The organism is Zobellella aerophila (genome assembly GCF_039539325.1).
GTDB lineage: Bacteria > Pseudomonadota > Gammaproteobacteria > Enterobacterales > Aeromonadaceae > Oceanimonas > Oceanimonas aerophila.
On record NZ_BAABCX010000002.1, the window covers coordinates 355074 to 376857 of the forward strand.

Consider the following 21784-nt stretch of genomic DNA (forward strand, 5'->3'; position numbering starts at 1 on the left):
GCCTAATGGCGCCGACGCTGCAACACTTCGCCCTTGTCTGTCGGTTTTGGCGATGTGCCTGTGATCCTCTCAACCCTGCAAAACACCTTTGGTTTTTCTGCCCTGCGTCACGGTCAGCGGCAGGTGATCGAGCAGCTGGTCGGCGGTCAGTCGGCGGCGGCGATCTTCCCCACCGGCTCGGGCAAGTCCCTGTGTTATCAGTTGCCGGCACTGCTGTTGCCCCACCTGACCCTGGTGGTGTCGCCGCTGCTGGCGCTGATGAAAGATCAGCTGGACTTCCTGCACAGCAAGGGGATAGCCGCAGCATCGATAGACTCTTCCCAGAGCCCCGAACAAAGCCGGCAGGTGATGCAGGCGGTGCGGGAAGGTCGGCTGAAAGTGCTGATGATCTCGGTAGAACGGCTCAAGAACGAGCGCTTTCGCCGGTTTATCGGCCAGATCCCCATTTCCTTGCTGGTGGTGGACGAGGCCCACTGCATCTCCGAATGGGGTCACAATTTCCGCCCCGATTATCTGAAGCTGCCCCACTACCGCCAGAGCCTGAACATTCCCCAGGTGTTGCTGCTGACTGCCACCGCCACGCCGGCGGTGATCGGCGATATGCAGCGCAAGTTCGCCATCCCGCCGGAGAACCTGGTGAGCACCGGCTTCTATCGCCCCAACCTGCATCTGCAGGTGTTGCCGATGACAGAATATCGTAAGATAGCCGCATTAATCGATCTTATCGCCGATGACCCCCTACTGGCCACCATCATCTACGTGACCCTGCAACAGGGCGCCGAGTGGGTGGCCGAGCAGTTGCAGGCCAAAGGCATCGAGGCCCGCGCCTACCACGCGGGCATGAACCAGGAAAGCCGCCAGCGGCTCCAGCAGGACTTCATGCGGGGCCGGGTGCCCTGCATCGTCGCCACCATCGCCTTCGGCATGGGGGTGGACAAGGCCGATATCCGCCGGGTGATCCACTATGACTTGCCCAAATCCATCGAGAACTACAGCCAGGAAATCGGCCGCGCCGGACGGGACGGTCAGCCATCCAATTGTACCCTGCTGGCCAACAAGAGCGGCCTCAATGTGCTGGAAAATTTTGTCTACGGCGACACCCCGGAGCCGGCAGCGATCGCCGGCCTGCTCCATGAGCTACAGCAGGCCGGCCCCCACTGGGAGCTGATGCTGACCCGCCTGTCCAACACCCACAACATCCGCCAGCTGCCGCTGAAGACACTGCTGGTCTACCTGGAACTTGATGGCATAATCTCTCCTCAATACAGCTATTTTGCCGATTATCGCTTTAAGTTTATCGAGTCGCGGGAAAATATCCTCGGCCGTTTTCAGGGCGAGCGGCAGGCGTTTCTGAACGCGGTGTTTGACGGCTCGCCCCTGGCCAGGAGCTGGTGTCAGGTGGACTTCGAGGCCATCTGGCAGCGTTGCCGGGGGGAGCGCAAGCGGGTGGTCAGCGCCATCGATTACCTGCATGAACAGGGCTGGATCCAGCTGGAAAGCAAACAGATGGTCGAGGTGTACCGGGTGGTCGACAGCCGCTTTTCGCCCGAGGCCGAAAGCGAGCGGCTGTACGGGTTGTTCAAACAGAAAGAGCAAAACGAGATAGACAGGCTACAGCAGATGATCGGCTTCTTCGAAAGCGAGCAATGCCTCAGCCACCGGCTGGCCGGTTATTTCGCCGACCCCCGTACGCCCGAACGCTGCGGCCATTGCTCGGTGTGCGCCGGACAGCCAGCCGTTCTGCCCGATACGCCCGTGCCAGACATGCCCGATAACGGGCAGCTACAGGGCTGGTGCCAGCCCCTGCAGGAAAAGCATGGCCAGCCGCTTTCCGCCCATACCCTGGCCTGTTTTCTGTGCGGCATAGGCACGCCGCTGCTGACCCGGCTGAAGGCCAGAAGCCTGGCCGGCTTTGGCCGGCTGGAACAATACCGCTTCGGGGAAGTCGTGCGGCGGCTGGCCGGAGCCGGCTGACTCGTCACCAAGACGCCCCTTACCACTCCTCCCATCCCACTGCTGATCCTCGCATCCTTACCCGCTACTGGGCACCCGGTGGCGGGCCTTGCCGAACAAGATCCGGACAAATCCAAACCCGGCCCCACTGGTCTTACCAAGCATAAAAGTCGCAATACATATTGATGCATATCAAATATGTATTTATGATGCGAACCGTTAAGTTGCAAACCATATATCAATTTAAAGAGAGCCGCCATGTTAGATACCCGCACCATTGAGATCGTCAAGAGCACGGTTCCCCTGCTGGAATCCGCCAACACCGCCCTGACCGACCACTTTTATAAACGCATGTTTCGCGATAACCCGGAGCTGAAGGATGTATTCAACCTCAGCCATCAGGCCTCCGGGCGCCAGCCCGCGGCGCTGTTCTCCGCCGTACTCGCCTATGCCAAGAATATCGATAATCCGGCGGTGCTGAGCGCCGCGGTCGAGCGTATCGCTCACAAGCATACCGGTTTCGCCATCCAGCCGGCCCAGTACGCTATCGTGGGTCATCACCTGCTGGAAACCATCAAGGAACTGGCACCCGATGCGGCCACCCCCGAGGTGATCGACGCCTGGGCCCAGGCCTACGGCGCCCTGGCCAATATCTTTATCGGCCGGGAAGAGCAGCTGTATCGGCAAAGCGAACAGAAAGACGGTGGCTGGCGAGGCACCCGCGCCTTTGTGGTCAAGGAGAAGCAGCAGCAGGGCGAGCAGATCATCAGCTTCCTGCTGGCCCCGGTCGACGGCGGCCCGGTCGCCGACTTCAAGCCCGGCCAGTACCTGAACCTGCACCTGGACAGCCCAAGCCTGGCACACAAGGAATATCGGCAATATTCCCTGTGCCAGGCCCCCAACGGTCGGGAGTATCGCATCGCCGTCAAGCGGGAGCCGAACGGCGTGGCCTCCGGCTTTATGCATGACGAAGTGCAGGTTGGCGACCAGTTGCAGGTGTTGCCGCCATCCGGCGACTTCTTTATGGAAGTGAACACAGACACCCCGGTAGTGCTGTTGTCGGGCGGTGTCGGCCAGACCCCGATGCGCGCCATGCTGGATCAGTTACTCAAGCAGAAACACCCGGCCGACATTCACTGGCTGCACGCCTGCGAAAACGGCGCCCACCACGCCTTTAAACGGGAGCTTCAGCAACAGCGCCAAACCCATGCCAACCTGAATACCCATGTCTGGTACAGAACCCCGGCCGAAACCGATCTGCCGGCGGAAGACTATGATGCGCTCGGGCTGATGGATCTGAATACCGTGAAAGACAGCATTCACCGGGACGACGCCCACTACTATTTCTGCGGCCCCCTGCCTTTTATGGCCATGGTCAAAGAAACCCTGTCCGCCTGGGGCATCGCCGAAGAGCGGCTGCACTACGAAGTGTTCGGGCCGCACCAGCAGCTCTGAAGGCCCGCCGCCATGTCATTCCCTGTGGCATGGCGGTTTCACCATTTCATTAACCTTCCCCCCCGTCACTTCATCATTTCACCAAAGCCTTTCGGTCCCTTTTGCCGGAGGCTTACTAAAAAAACATATAAAACAAACAATTAACAGTCTGGCCATGGTGGTACGGTTGTTGAATAGAGATTAACGGCAGTTGGAATCAACAAACCGGATCTGCGTTGACGATTTCAGTTGCACCGACTCAACGCCCACGGTAGAAGCACGCCCGGTAACACATTCAGCGGAAGGCGAGCGCCATGGCGTGACCGGTCCGGTCCGGTCCGGTCACCGAAGTGGAATTCAACTTTCAGCTGGTGTCTACCGGCAGGCAAGACCGGCAGACAATGCACGAACGTCAGCGTGTGATGGCACAAGCGGACGCCTGAAAGCCCTCCTGATTCTCGAGTAAGGAGTCGACCGGCCGAGAGGCCGGTCGATAACTCCTGCCCCATCAACCGCCATCATCGGGTATATACAAGGCTCTCAACCCGACAGAGCATTTTCCCAAAAGTTGAAGCAATTTCGTCGGGGAGCGACGAGATACGAGCGACTGGCGAAAAACTACCAGTCGATATCGGGTCTCGTATCAGCGGTTATCTGGCTGGCATAATTAGATTAAGCCCAACAAAAAAGCCCGGCGCTCAGTGCGCCGGGCTTTTTTGCATGGGTGACTTGCGGCTGACAACACAAAAGGAATAGGCTGGAGCCAGCATTCGCTTTGCGCAACTATTAAGTCCAAATGACGCTGACTTAGGGATAAAAGCCATGAATCTGAGCACATTGCAGACCCTGCTGTTTGTACCGGCCAACCGCCCGGATCGTTTTGCCAAGGCACAGCACAGTGGCGCCGATGCGGTGATCATCGATCTGGAAGATGCGGTTTCGATTACGGAAAAAGACAGCGCCCGGGCCACCCTGGCCGCCTGGCTGGATACCCAGCCACCGGCTTCAGTGCTGATCCGCATCAATGGCACCGACAGTCCCTGGTTTAACAACGATACCCGCCTGTGCCGCTCGCCGGCCGTCGCCGCCGTGGTGCTGCCCAAGGCCGACGACCCCTTGGCCCTGGCGGAGCTGGCCAATGCCACCGACAAGCCCCTGCTGCCCTTTATCGAATCGGCCAGGGCCTTTGCCAACCTGACCGAGATCGCCACCACCCGGGGGGTCGCCCGCCTGCTGTTTGGCAAGCTGGATCTGGCGGTCGATCTGGGCATGGATTATCCGCCCCCCGCCGGCCAGGATCCCCATGAAATGGCGTTTCTGTTCGCTCGCAGCCAACTGGTGCTGGCCTCCCGCGCCGCCGGCCTCGCCGCCCCCATCGATGCCATCTATCCCCCCATTGATGATCCGCAAGGCATCAAGTCCTACACCCAGCGAGGCCTGCAGCTGGGGTTCGGCGGCATCTTGCTGATCCATCCCAAACAGGTCGCACCTGCGCATGAAGCCTATCGGCCTTCATCCGCCCAGATACTGTGGGCCAAGCAAATTCTTGCGGCCGCCGAAACCTCGCTGGGGGCGGCGGTGGCCGTCGATGGCGCCATGGCCGACGCCCCCGTGATGGCCAGGGCCAGGCGCATCATGGAGTCCAGCACACCATCAAGCAGCTAGCCAAGATGATGACAGTCTCGCACGGCGCCGGTGTTCTGAAATAGATAAAAAACCGGCCCGTTTCAGATACAATCCCCTTTTTCATCGCGATAGAGGGGAGCCGTCATGTTGGTAAAAGCGTTACGTAATGGGATTGGGGGGATTCTCGTGGTGGGCGACAGGCTGACCCGCCCGGCCAAGATGCGGCGACCACTGGACGCTCAGCAGCAAATCGATGAAGCCTGCCGTCAGCTGACCCTCTATCAGTTGCCCCGCTGTCCCTTCTGCATCAAGGTACGTCGGGCCATGCACAAGCTGAACCTGCCCATCGAACTGCGCAATGTGAATCCTGGTTCTCCCCACAGGGAGGCGCTGCAGGCTGGCGGCGGCCGGATTAAATCCCCTTGCCTGCGCATCGAGGAGAACGGTGAAAGCCGCTGGATGTACGAATCCAACGACATCATCGCCTATCTGCAGCAGCGCTTCGGCCAGCAGGCCTGAGCCGTAGGAGCAGGCGTGAACCAGCTACGCCCGGCCATCGGCGTCGGCATCATCGTCAGCCGGCCCGATGGCTTGATCCTGGTCGGCAAGCGACGGAACAGCCATGCCCCCTACTGGTCTATTCCCGGCGGTCATATGGAGCTTGGCGAAAGCTTCGAGCTGGCGGCGGTGCGGGAACTGGCGGAAGAAACCGGCCTGCGGGTAATTGCACCTGAGGTGGTGGCCATCACCAATAACCTGCACACCTGGCGGGAAGAGGGCGTACACTCCATCTCGGTGATCCTGCATGCGCCGCTATGCCAGGGCGAACCCCGTTTGATGGAACCGGACAAGTGCGACGGCTGGCGCTGGGTGGACCCCCAGCAGCTCCCCGAGCCCCACTTCGAGGCCAGCCGAGAGGGGGTTGCCGCCTATCTGGGCGGGCACTTTTATCAACCTGAGGATGGCTAGCCCAGGCAGCAACCAACATCATGGATGTCGGTTATCAGTCCTGGGGTTGTTATTGGCGTCAGCCAGGATTAAAATTTACATTTCAATACAAAAAGTCTCGATTTAATCTATCTGGACGTTCTGGCGGCATAGGCGGCCATTGCGTTTACCAGTGGAAGCACCGGTCATGTATCTCCATGAGGAGATACATGACCGCCCTACCACCATCATCACGGAGACCACAGGATGTCGGCACTTTTCCATCTTGATAGAGACAGCCAGGCGACCCTGCAGCAACAGGTACGGGAACATCTGGTGAACGCGATTCTGGGCGGTTTTTTACCCCTGGATAAGCCCCTGCCCTCCTGTCGCAGCCTGGCCAAGAACCTGAATGTGGCACGTAACACCATAGTGCTGGTTTATGACGAACTGGTCTCCGATGGCTATCTCACGTCCCGAGAACGCAGCGGTTATTACGTCAATCCGCAATTTACCACCGGCGGCATTGAGGCTCACCAGGGCATCCCGGCCACGCCCGCAGATGCCGGGGTCGATAAGGTGAACTGGTTGCAACGGCTGAAAGTGCATCCCGGCCATCAGCCCAACGCCAGCCTGTCCCACTCCTGGCAGAGCTACAAATATCCCTTTGTCTACGGCCAGCTGGATACCAGCCTGTTTCCCATCGACAGCTGGCGTAAATGCTGGCGGGATGCGGTCAGCGTGCAGGCCATCCGCGACTGGAGCTCGGACCGTTACGACAGCGACGATCCCCTGCTGATCGAGCAGCTGCAGAAACGCATACTGCCCACCCGTGGCATACAGGCAAGCAACGATGAAATCCTGATCACGGTCGGCTCCCAGCAGGCCATCTACCTGCTGGCCCAGCTACTGCTGGACAACACCTCTTGCTTTGGCATCGAGGATCCCGGCTATGTCAGCGCCGGCCATATTGCCCGGATATTCGGCGCCCGGGTGAAGAGCCTGCGGGTAGACGGGGACGGCATGGTGGTTGATGAGCGGCTGAATGAGTGTGATGCCGTCTATCTGACCCCCAGCCATCAGTGCCCTACTACTGTGACCATGCCGCTGGCACGGCGGCTCGCCTTGTTGGAAGAAGCGCAGCGGCAGGATTTCATCATCATAGAAGATGACTATGAGATGGAAATGAACTTTGATACCCACCCCACCCCGGCACTGAAGAGCCTTGATCAAGCCGAGCGGGTGTTGTACATCGGCAGCCTGTCCAAGACCCTGGCTCCCGGACTACGCATGGGTTTCCTGGTCGGCCCCAAGGCCCTGATCCAGGAGGCCCGTAACCTGCGCCAGCTGATGCTGCGCCATCCACCGCTCAACAACCAGCGGGCCGTAGCCCTGTTTCTGGCTCAGGGCTACCATGATGCCCTGCTACGCAAGCTGGCCCGGGTATTTCAAGAGCGGGGAGAATGTCTGGCCCGGGCACTTAAGACTCACCTGCCCGACTGCACCAGCTCCCCCATCAGCGGTTCCTCCTGCTGGCTGGAACTTCCCGCCAGCCTGGATGCCGGCCAGCTGAAACAACGGGCGGCGAAAGAAGGTCTGCTGCTGATCTCCGCCGACAGCTATCATTTTGGCAGCCATCTGCCGAAGAACTGCCTCAAAATCGGCCTGTCAGCGATCCCCCTCGAACAGATAGAACCGGGCATCCAGTTGCTGGCCAGGATAAAGGCGCAATTACAGGCGGAAACCGCAGGCTAACGGGGGACAAGTGCCCCCTCGCTTCGCCGGCAGGCGTGAGACAGTAAGGCCCTCAATATTTACAAATCCAGCACCGCCTGCAGCTGGGCGGCGGCGCGGCGCAGGGCCGGCGCCCATTCCATCAGGCTGATCAGCGGCTTGCGTATGGTCGGTGCATGCACCGCCACCGTGGCCCGGATCTGACCCACCTCGTCATACACCGGCACCGCAATCGCCACCATGCCGTCAATCAACTCTTCGTTGTCGGTGCTCAGGGTATTGTTGGCGATCTTCTCCAGCTCCTGCTCCAGCTGTTCCCGATCGGTGATGCTATGCCGGGTATGGGCGGTCAGGGTCAAGCCGGACAGCAGCGCCCTGCGTCTGTGGGGGGGCATTAACGCCAGGAACAGCTTGCCACTGGCGGTGCAATGCAGGGGCATGCGCGAGCCGGGATGCAACTGGATACGCACCGGCCAATTGGTTTCGACCCGCTCGAAATAGACCAGCTCGTGACCATCCAGCAGGGTGATGTTGCAGGTTTCGCCCAGCTCTTCCGCCAGTTTCTGCAGCACCGCCCGCCTGGGCGCCCCTACGCTGCGCTGGGCCAGCACTCCCAGCGCCATTTTTCGCAAGCGTGGGCCCGGGCTGAGATGACGGCCATCGGGCTCCTTCTGTAACAATCCTTCCTGCTCCAGCTGCCCGATAATACGGTGTACCGTGGGTTTGGGCACATCCAGCCGCTGGCACAAGTCCGCCGCCGTGGTTGCCCGGTCGTCCTTGAGCATTTCCTCTATCAAGGCAAAGGCACGAAGCAGAGTTGAGTTGGTTGCACTTGCCGATGGGTTCATAGACTCTCCTGAACTGATCTTATAAAATTAAAAATATCCATTGATAACAATCAGTTAATTAACAATTGAGTCAAATTGAAATGCACACGACAAGGGACTTCTGTTACCGGAAGCCCCTTTTAATCATCCGGCGCCGCTGAACTGAACCAAAAACATGGACAGTGGAGGCCAGAATGCAATCAATAACCAGCTGAGCAGCAAGGCAATAAAGTAAGGAATAACAAACTTAACCAAGCGTATATAGGGTATCCCGGTAATACTGCTGGCGACATAGAGATTAAGACCAAAAGGTGGGGTTATAAACCCGATTGCCGCTCCAACCAGAAAAATAACCGAGAAGTGGATCGGGTCAACGCCCATACCTTGCGCTATTGGTGCCAGTATCGGGGCCAATATAATGGTTACCGGCAGGCTCTCCATCACCATACCAGCCATCAACACAATACCCATACACACCAGCAAAACTGAATAATAACCGCCGAAACCACTCAGCATATCATTCAACACCTGAGCAACCCCCAACAAGGAAAGCAATTGCTGCATGACGACTGAAATAGCAATCAGGGGGGCCAGTATACCGGTTATCTGACCTGATCTGAGCATGATCGAAGGCAACGTCTTAAAGCTTAGCTCCTTAGTTAATAACAAGCCGGCAATCAGGGTAAAACCAACGGTCACCGCGGCGGCTTCGGTAGGAGAAAATTTACCTGAGTAAATCCCATAGACCACAACACCTATGGTAATAAAGCCAAGATAAGCCCTCATGGCAGATTTAAATATTGCAGTGGGTACAAACGGAATAACCTTACCCCATTTATTCTTCTTCGCAACCAGGTAACAGGCCCCCATCATGGAAAATACCATTACCGCGCCAGGCAACATACCTGCAATAAACAAGTCACTTATCGACAAGTTCATCATAAATCCATAAACGATAAAAATAATACTGGGCGGTATGATGATCCCCACAGTACCACCCGATGCGGCGGTTGCCGCAGCGAAGCGTTCGTCGTAACCGTTTTTGACCATCTCCGGATGCATGATGGAACCAATAGTTGCCGTGGTGCCGGCATTGGAACCGGAAATAGCGGCAAACAACCCACAAGCCCCAAGTGCAGCCATGCCCATGCCTCCACGCATAAAACCCAGCACTGAATAGGCAAAGTCAGATAGCCGCTTTGCTATACCGGCAGCATTGATCAGATCTCCCGTCAATATAAACAATGGCAATGCCAAAAGTCCGAAAAAATTGAGACCTTCAAACAATGTAACCCCGATATTGGCAAGAGTGAAATCAATAATGATGCTCGTACCTACGACCCATATGCCAATCACCAGGAATATAGGAACACCAAATACGAACAGCAAGGTGGAAATAAAGCTAACCAGTCCTATCAACGTGGACTCCGACATAAAAACCTCCCATCAATCCAGTATTGAAGGTTGTAAATCAAACGACTCCTTGCGCTTGAATCGCTGCCAGTCATCACGTAAATTCTGTAACACACGAAAAATAATCAGCACCCAACCCAATGGCGTAGCCAAATAAAACCACCACTGCATTACATTATCGGTACCCTGTACGATGGAAAAATTATCATAAGCCAGACGAACCTGCTCGGTTGAAAAATAAATGACGATAACCGCAAAGAAAATCCACAGCACCGCATCCATTACCAAGCAGGCAAACTGCCCCTTGTAAGGCAAACGCATACGTACTTCATTTAAAGAAAGGTGCGTCCTCTGTTTCACATTCAATGCAGCACCTACCCACGTCAACCACAAGAAGAGCAAAACGGGTATGCTGGTACTCCAGGGGGCCTGAAGGTTGAACACAAAACGCCGTATCACTTCGACAAAGATAATGGCAGTCATGGTGGAATAGCAGATCATGATGACTACTTTTTCCATGTTCTCATTTATCCAGCCGATACTATTGATACAATGCTGCCCTATCGATGTCTTCTCTCTTTTTTCAGACATATGCATCTACCCACACTTCCGAACAATCAAACCCAATTAATTGACAACACATCCAGAAGGAATTGCTGTCGCACGCCCCCAGTGACCGCCAGTTATTCAAGCTCGCCACCAACGTCTGGGTTTAACATTGACAACCGCATGACCAAGATCAATTTCCCTAGCTATGCCATGAATTTCCTTGTACACGTCGATATCACCAGCCCACTTATTGAGACGCTCACGCCAAGACTCCCAAGGGTCGGGATTAAACTCTGGTGAACACATTTCTTCGGCTTTTCTTCGCTCGCTGTCGGACAAAGGCGCCACCCGCACGTTATTTTCGGCAAATACCGTATTCGGATTGGGATGTTCACTTGCCCCTATTATCTCGGTCTGGGCACCTTCATTCATGCCCTGGGTAAAAATCTGAGCACAATAAGCAGATTCCATCGTCTGATCCTGCAACTCGCTACCCAGCTTATCAAATACCGGCAAGCTCATGGAGGTATGCTCGGTACCGGCGAAGAAGCGTAAATCGACCGCCTGTGACACCACGGGTGCCATCCCCGCATAGGCTACCGCGCTCATCCAGGTTTCAGCGCCATCCAGCAGCCCCTGACGCAATCCGTCCAGCGTTTCTTCCCAGGCGATGGGCACCGGATTAAGGTTCATCAGCTCCATAGCAATGCGTCCAAGCTGAGTACCTGTCACCCGGTTTTTAGTCCCTGCCAGTTCTTCAAGCTTGGTGACCAGCGGTTTATCGGACCATTTCAGTCCCAGCATCAGGCCACGTAAGTCACAATGGGTGAATAGGAACTGCAGCTTATGCTTTTGCCTCAAAGGCTCACGCAACAGCTTTTCACTGCGTGGATCGTAGAAGAAGTGGAACATAGAGGCCCGGCTGGGGAACATATAGGCAAAATCCAGCACATTCAGATAAGGCGCCGCCGCAGATGAGTTCTGGGTCGAAGCCGAGTAGATATCGACAATGCCCTGCTGTGTCTTGCGCACACAGTCCAGCTGGCCACAGAGCTGATTACTGCCGATAAACTCAACCCGAATAGCGCCATTCGTTCTTTCTTCCAAATCCCGGGCAAAAAATAACTGACCCGATTTTTGAATATCAAGGTTGCGTTCATTAAAACCGGAAGCACCAAATTTCAGTTGAAACTTGGGCTCGGTCTGATAACGCTTCGCCTGTTCAGTTTCTGCCGCCTGGGCCAGGCTGCTCAGGCTCATCCCCGCCCCCAGGCCAGAGGCGGCGAACAGGGTCGAAGTCAGACCATAACGCCCTGAAATATTGAGAAAGTCTCTTCTGGAAACCGCTTTATCCAATGATTTAGCCATCGAAATTACCCTCGTTGTCATATCACCATTGAGTGTTATCAGCGCCACATGCACGAGCTACCGTTAAGGTCGGCATGACCTAAGCCCTGAGCCACATGTGGACTACAATTAGTTGGTGGATAAACACATCTTATAAATTTAGGCGACGAACAGGCTAACCTCAAATTTTAGTGACAATAAATAAATCGAGTTTAAATTTAAAATAATTTAAATTTTATAATTACGATAATAAATGTATCAATTTTATTGGTGTGATATGTCCGAGCAGCAAATAAGCCAGTTGTTGGGTGAGTTCGACTATATCGTCGTGGGCGCAGGTTCGGCGGGATGTGTACTGGCCAACCGGCTTACTGAAGATCCAGGGATAAAGGTGCTGCTGCTGGAAGCCGGCGGTCGGGACTGGAATCCCTGGATCCATATTCCCGTCGGCTACTTCAAGACCATGCATAACCCTGCGACAGACTGGTGCTATCTGACCGATACCGACCAGGGCATTGCCGGCCGCCGCCTGCAATGGCCCAGGGGCAAAGTGCTCGGCGGCTCAAGTTCACTCAACGGACTCCTGTATATCCGTGGCCAGCATCAAGACTACGACGACTGGGCCGCCCTGGGCAACCAGGGCTGGAGTTACCGGGAGGTACTGCCCTACTTCAAGAAGTCCGAATGCCAGTCCCGGGGCGCAGATGCCTACCATGGGGTCGACGGCCCATTGAGGGTCTCAGACCTGCGCCTGCGCAGAGAAATTGCCGATCGCTTTGTCGAAGCGGCACAGCAGATCGGCATACCGGTCAATCCGGACTTCAACGGCGAACGGCAGGAAGGCGTAGGCTACTTCCAGCAAACCGCCCATAATGGACTGCGCTGCAGTACCGCCAGGGCTTTTTTGCACCCTGTCCTGAAACGCCCCAACCTGACCCTGCTGACCCATGCCCATACCCGTCGCGTGCTGTTGGAAGGTAAACAGGCCACCGGCATCGAATTTGAACACAATGGCAAGCGCCTGCAGGCCAGGGCGAAACGGGAAGTGGTGCTCAGTGCCGGTGCCATAGGTTCACCGCAAATACTGCAATGCTCGGGCATCGGCGAACCCGAGCACCTGAGTTCGGTGGGCGTGGAATGCCTGCATCCGTTACCTGGAGTGGGCGAGAACCTGCAAGATCACCTGCAGATCCGCCTGGTATTCAAGACGCTCTGCAAGACCCTCAACGACGAGGTAAATAGCCTCATTAAAAAGCTGGCCGTCGGCTTGCAGTATGCGTTTTACAGAACCGGTCCCCTCACCCTGGCCGCCAGCCAGGTCTGTATTTTCACCCGCTCCCGGGCCGGGCTGGATCGTCCCGATATCCAGTTTCATATGCAGCCCTTGAGTGCCGATAAACCCGGCGAGGGAGTTCATCCGTTTTCCGCCTTTACCGCCTCGGTGTGCCAGTTACGCCCCTTGAGTCGGGGCTACGTCAAGATCCTCAATGCCGATCCTCATCAATACCCGTCGATCCAGGCCAATTATCTCTCAGCAAAAGAAGATCAGCAGGTGGCGGTAGCTGCGATCAAGGTAGCGCGGCAGATTGCCGAAGCCGACGCCCTGAAAGCCGTGATCACCGATGAATTTGTGCCCGGCCGTCAATATCAGACCGACGAAGAATTGCTGGAAGCCGCGCGCATCTTCAGCCAGAGCATTTACCACCCGGTAGGCACCTGTAAGATGGGCAATGATGAGCTGGCCGTCGTGGATGCCAGGCTGCGGGTGCATGGCATCAAGGGCCTGCGGGTGGCCGACGCCTCTATCATGCCGCTGCTGATATCCGGTAACACCAATGCCCCTTCGATCATGATTGGCGAAAAAGCGGCAGATATGATCAAAGAGGATCATCGCCATGGCTGAGAGCTGGATGGAAGTTAACCCTGTTATTGGTCATCATGAGCGGGGCCGGCTGCCCCTCCCCACCTGAAACAACGGGTCGCCTTGGTCTGGTCAGGGCGGATATCCGCTGCAACCTAATCAGCTTGCATCAAATGCTATTAACCACGCTTATCGTTGGCAAAATACGGGGTTACAAATCCAGCACCGCCTGCAGCTGGGCGGCGGCGCGGCGCAGGGTCGGCGCCCATTCCATCAGGCTGATCAGCGGCTTGCGTATGGTCGGTGCATGCACCGCCACCGTGGCCCGGATCTGACCCACCTCGTCATACACCGGCACCGCAATCGCCACCATGCCGTCAATCAACTCTTCGTTGTCGGTGCTCAGGGTATTGTTGGCGATCTTCTCCAGCTCCTGCTCTAGCTGTTCCCGATCGGTGATGCTATGCCGGGTATGGGCGGTCAGGGTCAAACCGGACAGCAGCGCCCTGCGTCTGTGGGGGGTCATTAACGCCAGGAACAGCTTGCCACTGGCGGTGCAATGCAGGGGCATGCGCGAGCCGGGATGCAACTGGATACGCACCGGCCAGTTGGTTTCGACCCGCTCGAAATAGACCAGCTCGTGACCATCCAGCAGGGTGATGTTGCAGGTTTCGCCCAGCTCTTCCGCCAGTTTCTGCAGCACCGCCCGCCTGGGCGCCCCTACGCTGCGCTGGGCCAGCACTCCCAACGCCATTTTTCGCAAGCGTGGGCCCGGGCTGAGATGACGGCCATCGGGCTCCTTCTGTAGCAATCCCTCCTGCTCCAGCTGCCCGATAATACGGTGTACCGTGGGTTTGGGCACATCCAGCCGCTGGCACAAGTCCGCCGCCGTGGTTGCCCGGTCGTCCTTGATCATTTCTTCTATCAAGGCAAAGGCACGAAGCAGAGTTGAGTTGGTTGCATTTGCCGATGTGCTCATAAGCCCTCCTGTATGGATATTCAGGCAGTTTATCACAGGGAAATCAGGTTGCTATTCCGTTGTAGAGGGGGTGTTGCCGTTATGGCTCACTTCGCTCAGGATGCCCTCCGCAAAATATTGACAAAGGCGCTCATCTTCCTCCAATGTGCGGCCGCTCACGCCGACCGCGCCGATCACCAGCTCCTGATCAAACAAGGGCAACCCGCCCGGCAGAGAAGTGAACTTTTCATCCAGAAAATCGGCCAGCGATAGCTGCTCATTCAGCAGCCGTTGCCTGAACATGGCGGTCGATACCCTCATCCTGGCCGCCGTATAGGCCTTGCCTGTGGCGATACTGATCAACCGTTCGGGCGCTCCATCCATGCGGTGTAGATGAATCAAGGCCCCCGCGTGATCAACGGCCGCCAAGCATACCGGCATGCCCCCATCCCGTTGAACCCGCTCTGCCAGCTGCTGACAGGCTTTCGCTACAATCATTGAACTGACGGACAACGACAACTCCTTATCTGCACAGACCCCAAAATAAAAGCGGAGCCCGAGGGCCCCGCTTCATTAAGGAAACCATCATAATAAAAGCAATGAAATTTCCGGAATATAGGTAATCATCAGCAAGACGGCGATCATCACCAACAAGTAAGTCCAGATGGACTTGGCCAGCCCACCGATACTGACACTGGCGATACCGCTGGCGACGAACAGGTTGACACCCACCGGCGGGGTAATAAAACCAATCGCCAGGTTCATAACCATCATCACCCCGAAATGAACCGGATCTACACCGACGGCCAACACCAAAGGCAGCAGTATTGGCGTCAGGATAACGATGGCTGCCAGTGCTTCCATGAAAATACCGATCCACAGCAGGAAGATATTTATCATGATCAGGATGACAAATTTGTTCGAGGTCACCGAAAGGATCAGTTCGGCGATACTTTCGGGTATCTGTTCAATGGTCATGATATTGCCGAAGATGGTCGCCATGGCCATCAGCAGTATGATGATGGACGAAATACCGGCGGCATCCTGAGCCGATGACCAGAGGCTGCTAAAGGTCAGCTCCTTGTGAATACAGAGCCCCACGAACAGGCCATACAAGGCTGCCACTGCGGCGGCTTCCGTCGGCGTCATGATACCGCCGTAGATGCCACCCAGTACGATCACCGGCACCATCAGCGCCCATTTTGCCTGCCAGGCCGCGCTCATAAAGGTTTTCAGCGAGCGTTCCCGCACCTCCCCATACCAGCCGTTTTTCTTGGAGACCAGGTAGGCAACTACCATCAGGGCGACCCCCATGATCAGGCCGGGAATGATGCCGGCGATAAACAGCTTACCGATCGATACCTGGGCCGAGACACCATAGACCACGAAAGGATTGCTGGGAGGAATAATCACCCCGATCGCCCCGGCGCAGGCCACCACAGTCGCAGAAAAATATTTATCATAGCCCCTGGCAATCATGGCCGGTATGGTAATGGAGCCGATGGCGGCTACCGTTGCCGGGCCCGAGCCGCTGATCGAGGCGAAAAAGATACAGGTCATGATACTGGCCAGGGCCATGCCGCCGGGTAAGGCCCCGACCAGCTCATCACCTAATGCCAGTAACCGTTTGGACAGCCCCCCGGCGCCCATAAACACCCCGGCCGCGATAAAGAAAGGAATGGCCATGATCGGGAAGGAATCAATCGATGAAAACGCGATCTGCGCCAAATAATCCACCGGCAGGGTGCCGGCACCCAGCACTGTCGTCAGCCCGGCTAGGCCCAGGGCAAAGGCGATGGGTACGCCAAGCAGCAAGAATAAGATGAAATACCCGAACAGCAGTAAGGAAGCACTCCACTCATCGGACAGCATAACGGGGAGAAACAGCACGGCCGAGGCCACCAGGCCTATGCATACATCAGGAATGCTCATGCCCCGACTCTGACGCCACAAGGACTGCAGGGTGCGCAGGGTCATCAGACCGAAACCAATGGGCAGTATCAGGTAGGGAATGTAATAGCCGATCTGCAGGGCAGGCGTCGTCTGCGGCATGACCAACTGCATCTTCACATAATCCAGCCCCATAAAGGCAAACAGAAACACCAGGATCAATGTGCAGCAGTCAATCACCAGCCAGACGATATCCTGATAGCGCTTGGACAGTCGATGATGGATCACATCGACACGTATGCCGCCTCTCGAAATGATCGAGATAGATACCGCCAGGTAGGATATCCAGATAAAAATATAGCGAGCCAGCTCTTCGGTCCAGATCCCCCAGCCAACAGCACCCTTGATGCTGACACGTAGTCCTTCAATATCCACCCAGGCCCCGAACAACTGTTCGAACCCGGGAGTGCCAATCATGTTTAACAGGGCAGAGATGGAGTATCTGAAAAATGTCTGGTAGTTGATGATGACAATCATCAACATCAAGCCGATAAACAGGAAAGGCTTCTCAAAATTTTGAATGACGGTATTAAGATAAGAGGGATTTTTTTCTTTATCCAGCTCTCTATCCAGCTTCAAGGTTTCCATACAACAGCTCCGGGATCAGAACCTAAAAAGACATCTTCAGGCGGGAGCAGGAGGCTCCCGCCATCAGAACTGGTAGTTCAAAAAACATCGGCTTACTGCTGGGTGTCCTGTACCAGCTGAACCAATTCAGCAGGGAGTTTGGCTGCAAACTCATCGAATACCGGCTTGGTTAATTGACGGTATTGCGCCATTTCTTCCTCGGTGGTTTCATGAATGGTGATACCCGCATCAATCATGCCCTGACGTGCCTTCTTTTGATCTTCCGGATAGGCCACGGTGCGCTGATAGGTCACCGCTTCCTGGGAAGCCTCTTCGATCAACTGCTGCGCTTCCTCGGGCAGCCCATCCCACCATTTCTTGTTGGCCATGGCCACCTGCATGCCGTAGTTATGGGCCGAGGTCACCGCATACTTCAGGTTTTCATGGTGTTTGGCGCCGTACATGAGGTCGAAGGTATTGCCTTCGGCATCTATGGTGCCCTGCTGCAGCGCGGTGTAGACCTCACCCCAGGCAATCGGAGCCGGGTTGGCACCCAATGCTTTGGCTACGGCCACATCCACCGGTGAATCCGTGGTGCGCATCTTCAGGCCGGAAAGAGATTCTGGACCATTCAGCGGCCGATCCTTGGATACAAAATTACGATAGCCGTATTCCGCATACATGACTGGCTGCAGGCCGATATCATTGGCGACTTTCTCGAGATAGGTGTTCAGCGGACTACCTTTGTCCAGTGCCTTATAAAGCTGTTCCTGATGTTCTGGGCTGGTGATATAGGGTAGGTCAAACACCTGATAAAGCGGAGTAAAGCTGGCAAGGTTCGGGGTTGAGCTAACGCCGATCTCCAGCGTTCCCCGCTGAGCGCCCTCGATCATTACCCGGTCACTGCCCAGTACCGAACCAGGGAACAGCTGCACCTTGATTCGTCCATCTGATTTTTCTTTAACCAGATCGGCAAACTTCTTGTAAGCCACGGTGATGTGGCTACCGGGAGGGGCGGGGTGAGCCAGCTTCATCTTTATCTTGGGCCCTGAATAATCAGCCACGGCAGCGGTGCTGACCGACATCGCTAGTACCACTGACGACAGAATAAGCGGTTTAATCTTCATAGGTGACCTCTTCCTTGTCCTAACCACACAATTTAAATAAACAGTTACATCTAAGCAACAGTTGTAACTATATGAATCAAAAACCACCACTGTCAACATAAATAGTTATAATTTTGATACATTACGAATCGAAATTATCGATTTTCAGTAAAATCAACATCCTGACACCAGCCCCTGGCGCCCCATCCGCCACTGAACCAGCATCTGAATCTTCCTAAGAGCAGGGAGAGCACGTAAAGCTAACAAAAAACCAACAAAAAAAATCAAATTTAACTTGATATAAAAATCAAATTAACTATTTTGATACTATTCGTATCGTTTTTATCGGGTGGGTTATGGCTCAATATCAAGATCAGGTTTTTGGAGAATTCGACTATATCGTCGTGGGCGCGGGCTCGGCAGGATGTGTCCTGGCCAACCGGCTTACTGAAGATCCAGGGATAAAGGTGCTGCTGCTGGAAGCCGGCGGTCGGGACTGGAACCCCTGGATCCATATCCCCGTCGGTTACTTCAAGACCATGCATAACCCCTCCACCGACTGGTGCTATGTCACCGATCCGGATCAGGGTATCAACGGCAGGCAGCTGCAATGGCCCAGGGGCAAGGTGCTGGGTGGTTCCAGCTCACTCAATGGCCTGTTGTATATCCGCGGCCAGCACCAGGACTACGACGACTGGGCCGCCCTGGGCAACGAGGGTTGGAGTTATCAGGAGGTCCTGCCCTACTTCAAAAAGTCCGAATGCCAGTCCCGGGGCGCAGATGCCTATCACGGGGTCGATGGCCCGCTGAAGGTCTCAGATCTTCGCCTGCGCAGGGAAATAGCCGAGCGCTTTGTCGAAGCCGCGCAACAAATCGGCATACCGGCCAACCCGGACGTCAATGGCGAAAAACAGGAAGGCGTCGGGTACTTTCAGCAAACTGCCTATAAGGGCCTGCGTTGCAGCAGCGCCAAGGCATTCTTGCGTCCGGCGCTGAAACGTCCCAACCTGACCCTGCTGACTCATGCCCACACCCGCCGCATCCTGCTGGAAGGCAAGCAGGCCACCGGCATCGAGTTTGAACACAATGGCAAGCGCCAGCTGGCCCGGGCAACTCGGGAAGTGGTGCTCAGTGCCGGTGCCATCGGTTCGCCGCAAATACTGCAGTGTTCCGGCATAGGTGAACCGGAACACCTGAAATCGGTGGGTGTTGAATGCCAGCATCCGTTACCGGGTGTGGGCGAAAACCTGCAGGACCACCTGCAAATCCGCCTAGTGTTCAAGACCAGCTGCAAGACCCTCAACGACGAAGTCAACAACCCGGTGAAGAAACTGGGGGTAGGCATGCAGTACGCGCTTTCCCGTACCGGCCCCCTGACCCTGGCCGCCAGCCAGGTGTGTGTCTTTACCCAGTCCCGGGATGGGCTGGATAGGCCGGATATCCAGTTCCATATGCAACCACTTAGCGCCGATAAACCCGGCGAAGGGGTTCACCCATTCTCGGCCTTTACCGCCTCCGTGTGCCAGCTGCGCCCCCATAGCCGAGGCAGCATCAAGATCCGCAGCGCCGATCCTCATGAATACCCCTCTATCCAGGCCAATTATCTCTCGGCTGAGGAAGACCTGCGGGTGGCGGTGGACGCGATCAAGGTAGCCCGACGCATCGCCGAAGCCGATGCGCTCAAACCCGTGATCATCGATGAATATGTGCCCGGTCGCCAATATCAGACCGACGAGCAATTACTGGATGCCGCCCGTCGTTTCAGCCAGACCATTTATCATCCGACCAGTACCTGCAAAATGGGGAATGATGACATGGCGGTGGTCGACAGCAGGCTGAAGGTGCACGGCATCAAGGGGCTGAGGGTAGCCGATGCCTCCATCATGCCGCTGATCGTCTCCGGGAATACCAATGCTCCCTCGATCATGATCGGCGAAAAATGCGCCGATATGATTAAAGAAGACCGAGGCCATGGCTGAATAAAAGCGTATCGAGCGTCACAGACAAACCCGGAACCGGCATGCCGGTCCCGGGCTGAATAACAAGGATGCTTGCTTAATAACCGCTCTGCGCATCCTTGGCAGCATCCTCTACCACTTCACCGCCACGCTGGATGTCCTTGCCGGCCCCGGCAAAGGTGTTACAGGCGGCCAGCGAGCCCAGCAGACCGAGGGCCATCAAGACGGCCAGTATTTTTCTTGTCATGGTCATTTTCCTTCCGCTGCAATGGATATATGCCAGTGAAAGTATAGGTTGAATTGCGGCATTCGAGATCCATTCGCCGCCATATTGACCAACCTCTATCGAAACCCTGTGCCATGAAAAATACATACTAAGCAGCTATCATGGGCCCGGGATTTTTATCAAGGGTATTCCATGCTGCAGGTTTTCTGGCAATTCTTTAAGCTCGGTTGGCTCAGCTTCGGCGGTCCAGCCGCCCATATCGGCTATTTTCAGCGCCATTTCGTGCAAAAACTCGGCTGGATAGAGCAGCCGAGTTTCGCCGCAACCCTGGCATTATGCCAGTTCCTGCCCGGACCGGCGTCCAGCCAGCTGGGCTTTGCCATCGGCTACCAGCGCGCAGGACTATCCGGCGCCCTGGCTGCCTTTATCGGCTTTACCCTGCCCTCTTTTCTGATCATGCTCGGCCTGGCGCTGGCCGGACAGAACTGGGCCAGCCAGCCCGCGACACTGGCGATAGTAACCGGGCTCAAGCTGTTTGCGCTCGTGGTGGTGGCCGATGCGGTCCTGACCATGGCCGGCCAGTTCTGTCAAAAGCCCCTGACCTTAACCATCGCCGTACTCACCGCCGCCCTGCTGTGGCTGTTGCCGGGACTGGGCACCCAGTTTATCGCCCTGCTGACGGCGGCGCTGATCGGCGCCTTGTTGTTGCGAAAAGCGGGCGGTGACCCCGGCCAGCCGCTCGCTCTCAACTGGCCCTTTCTGTTGCTGTTCCTGGGATTGCTGATGGTCATGCCGCTGCTGTCCCTCACCGGCACGGCAACCATCTTTGCCGACTTCTACCAGGCCGGCAGCCTGGTCTTCGGCGGCGGACATGTGGTACTGCCATTGCTGCAGGAATTGCTGGCGGACGAGCTGTCTCAGGAAGTCTTTCTCACCGGCTACGCGGCAGCCCAGGCCATGCCCGGCCCCATGTTCACCCTGGCGAGCTTTCTGGGTGCCGGGCTGCTGCCGGCCACCCCGGTGCTGGGAGCCTTGATCGCCACCTTCGGCGTGTTTTTACCGGGTTTTCTGCTGGTGTTGGCCTTGCAACACAGCTGGCAGGCGCTGGCCGCCCGGCCGATGATGACAGGCGCCGTAACGGGGATTAACGCATCTGTAGTAGGGTTGTTGCTGGCGGCACTCTATCAGCCGGTGTTTGTCAGCAGCGTGACCGGGGCCCCGGCCCTGGCCGCCGCCGCCCTCGGCCTGCTGGCCCTGCGAACCTTCAGATGCCCGCTGCTGGTGCTGGTCCCGGCCTTTATGCTGTTGGGGTTCTGGCTTTGATCGCGACTGTTTGAAAAGGCGGCAC

At 56.2% G+C, this 21784-nt stretch carries 18 protein-coding genes; 9 read left to right on the forward strand and 9 right to left on the reverse strand.

Translation table 11 applies throughout. The annotated features are described in order from the left end of the window. Positions 1 to 60 precede the first annotated feature (60 nt). From ABD806_RS09320 to pdxR, 6 genes are all read left to right on the forward strand, one after another. A complete protein-coding gene (locus tag ABD806_RS09320; RefSeq protein WP_344957191.1) occupies positions 61 to 1974 on the forward strand; it encodes a RecQ family ATP-dependent DNA helicase in 1914 nt (637 codons plus the stop codon). A 237-nt stretch (positions 1975 to 2211) separates the two neighbouring features. Beyond that, positions 2212 to 3408 carry an NO-inducible flavohemoprotein gene (gene hmpA / locus ABD806_RS09325; protein ID WP_344957193.1) on the forward strand — a complete coding sequence of 399 codons (1197 nt, stop codon included), beginning with the start codon at positions 2212 to 2214 and terminating at the stop codon, positions 3406 to 3408. An 801-nt stretch (positions 3409 to 4209) separates the two neighbouring features. Continuing rightward, positions 4210 to 5052, forward strand: a complete 843-nt coding sequence (locus ABD806_RS09330) for an HpcH/HpaI aldolase/citrate lyase family protein (protein ID WP_344957196.1) — start codon at positions 4210 to 4212, stop codon at positions 5050 to 5052. Positions 5053 to 5157: 105 nt separating this feature from the next. Next, a complete protein-coding gene (locus ABD806_RS09335; protein ID WP_344957198.1) occupies positions 5158 to 5532 on the forward strand; it encodes a glutathione S-transferase N-terminal domain-containing protein in 375 nt (124 codons plus the stop codon). A gap of 15 nt (positions 5533 to 5547) precedes the next feature. Next, entirely contained in the window at positions 5548 to 5982 is a 435-nt protein-coding gene (locus ABD806_RS09340) for a nucleotide triphosphate diphosphatase NUDT15 (RefSeq protein WP_344957200.1), read from the forward strand. 225 nt (positions 5983 to 6207) lie between these two features. Next, complete coding sequence (pdxR, locus tag ABD806_RS09345; RefSeq protein WP_344957202.1) at positions 6208 to 7695, forward strand: MocR-like pyridoxine biosynthesis transcription factor PdxR; 1488 nt, start codon at positions 6208 to 6210, stop codon at positions 7693 to 7695. Between the two features lie 59 nt (positions 7696 to 7754). Here pdxR and ABD806_RS09350 read toward each other — a convergent pair whose 3' ends face one another. The 4 genes from ABD806_RS09350 to ABD806_RS09365 all read right to left on the reverse strand — a co-directional run bounded on the left by ABD806_RS09350 (position 7755) and on the right by ABD806_RS09365 (position 11831). Beyond that, positions 7755 to 8522, reverse strand: a complete 768-nt coding sequence (locus tag ABD806_RS09350) for an IclR family transcriptional regulator (RefSeq protein WP_344957204.1) — start codon at positions 8520 to 8522, stop codon at positions 7755 to 7757. A 123-nt stretch (positions 8523 to 8645) separates the two neighbouring features. Next, a complete protein-coding gene (locus ABD806_RS09355; RefSeq protein ID WP_344957206.1) occupies positions 8646 to 9935 on the reverse strand; it encodes a TRAP transporter large permease in 1290 nt (429 codons plus the stop codon). A gap of 12 nt (positions 9936 to 9947) precedes the next feature. After that, positions 9948 to 10505: a TRAP transporter small permease gene (locus ABD806_RS09360; protein ID WP_344957209.1), complete on the reverse strand. Its 558-nt coding sequence runs from the start codon at positions 10503 to 10505 to the stop codon at positions 9948 to 9950. A gap of 96 nt (positions 10506 to 10601) precedes the next feature. Then, on the reverse strand, positions 10602 to 11831 hold the full coding sequence (locus ABD806_RS09365; RefSeq protein WP_344957211.1) for a TRAP transporter substrate-binding protein: 1230 nt from the start codon (positions 11829 to 11831) through the stop codon (positions 10602 to 10604). A gap of 232 nt (positions 11832 to 12063) precedes the next feature. Here ABD806_RS09365 and ABD806_RS09370 point away from each other — a divergent pair, with 232 nt between their 5' ends. Continuing rightward, positions 12064 to 13713, forward strand: a complete 1650-nt coding sequence (locus ABD806_RS09370) for a GMC family oxidoreductase (protein ID WP_344957213.1) — start codon at positions 12064 to 12066, stop codon at positions 13711 to 13713. A gap of 169 nt (positions 13714 to 13882) precedes the next feature. Here ABD806_RS09370 and ABD806_RS09375 read toward each other — a convergent pair whose 3' ends face one another. The 4 genes from ABD806_RS09375 to ABD806_RS09390 all read right to left on the reverse strand — a co-directional run bounded on the left by ABD806_RS09375 (position 13883) and on the right by ABD806_RS09390 (position 18273). Further along, complete coding sequence (locus tag ABD806_RS09375; protein ID WP_344957215.1) at positions 13883 to 14650, reverse strand: IclR family transcriptional regulator; 768 nt, start codon at positions 14648 to 14650, stop codon at positions 13883 to 13885. Positions 14651 to 14701: 51 nt separating this feature from the next. Next, positions 14702 to 15142: a GlcG/HbpS family heme-binding protein gene (locus ABD806_RS09380; protein ID WP_344957217.1), complete on the reverse strand. Its 441-nt coding sequence runs from the start codon at positions 15140 to 15142 to the stop codon at positions 14702 to 14704. A 72-nt stretch (positions 15143 to 15214) separates the two neighbouring features. Further along, positions 15215 to 17167, reverse strand: a complete 1953-nt coding sequence (locus ABD806_RS09385; protein WP_344957219.1) for a TRAP transporter large permease — start codon at positions 17165 to 17167, stop codon at positions 15215 to 15217. 92 nt (positions 17168 to 17259) lie between these two features. Continuing rightward, on the reverse strand, positions 17260 to 18273 hold the full coding sequence (locus tag ABD806_RS09390; protein ID WP_344957221.1) for a TRAP transporter substrate-binding protein: 1014 nt from the start codon (positions 18271 to 18273) through the stop codon (positions 17260 to 17262). A gap of 335 nt (positions 18274 to 18608) precedes the next feature. Here ABD806_RS09390 and ABD806_RS09395 point away from each other — a divergent pair, with 335 nt between their 5' ends. Further along, positions 18609 to 20231: a GMC family oxidoreductase gene (locus tag ABD806_RS09395; protein ID WP_344957223.1), complete on the forward strand. Its 1623-nt coding sequence runs from the start codon at positions 18609 to 18611 to the stop codon at positions 20229 to 20231. A 76-nt stretch (positions 20232 to 20307) separates the two neighbouring features. Here the strand turns inward: ABD806_RS09395 and ABD806_RS09400 are convergent, their stop codons facing one another. Next, positions 20308 to 20457, reverse strand: a complete 150-nt coding sequence (locus tag ABD806_RS09400) for an entericidin A/B family lipoprotein (RefSeq protein ID WP_344957225.1) — start codon at positions 20455 to 20457, stop codon at positions 20308 to 20310. A gap of 171 nt (positions 20458 to 20628) precedes the next feature. On the opposite strand from ABD806_RS09400, the gene chrA reads away from it, so the two are divergent. Continuing rightward, complete coding sequence (gene chrA / locus ABD806_RS09405) at positions 20629 to 21759, forward strand: chromate efflux transporter (RefSeq protein ID WP_344957227.1); 1131 nt, start codon at positions 20629 to 20631, stop codon at positions 21757 to 21759. Positions 21760 to 21784 lie beyond the last annotated feature (25 nt).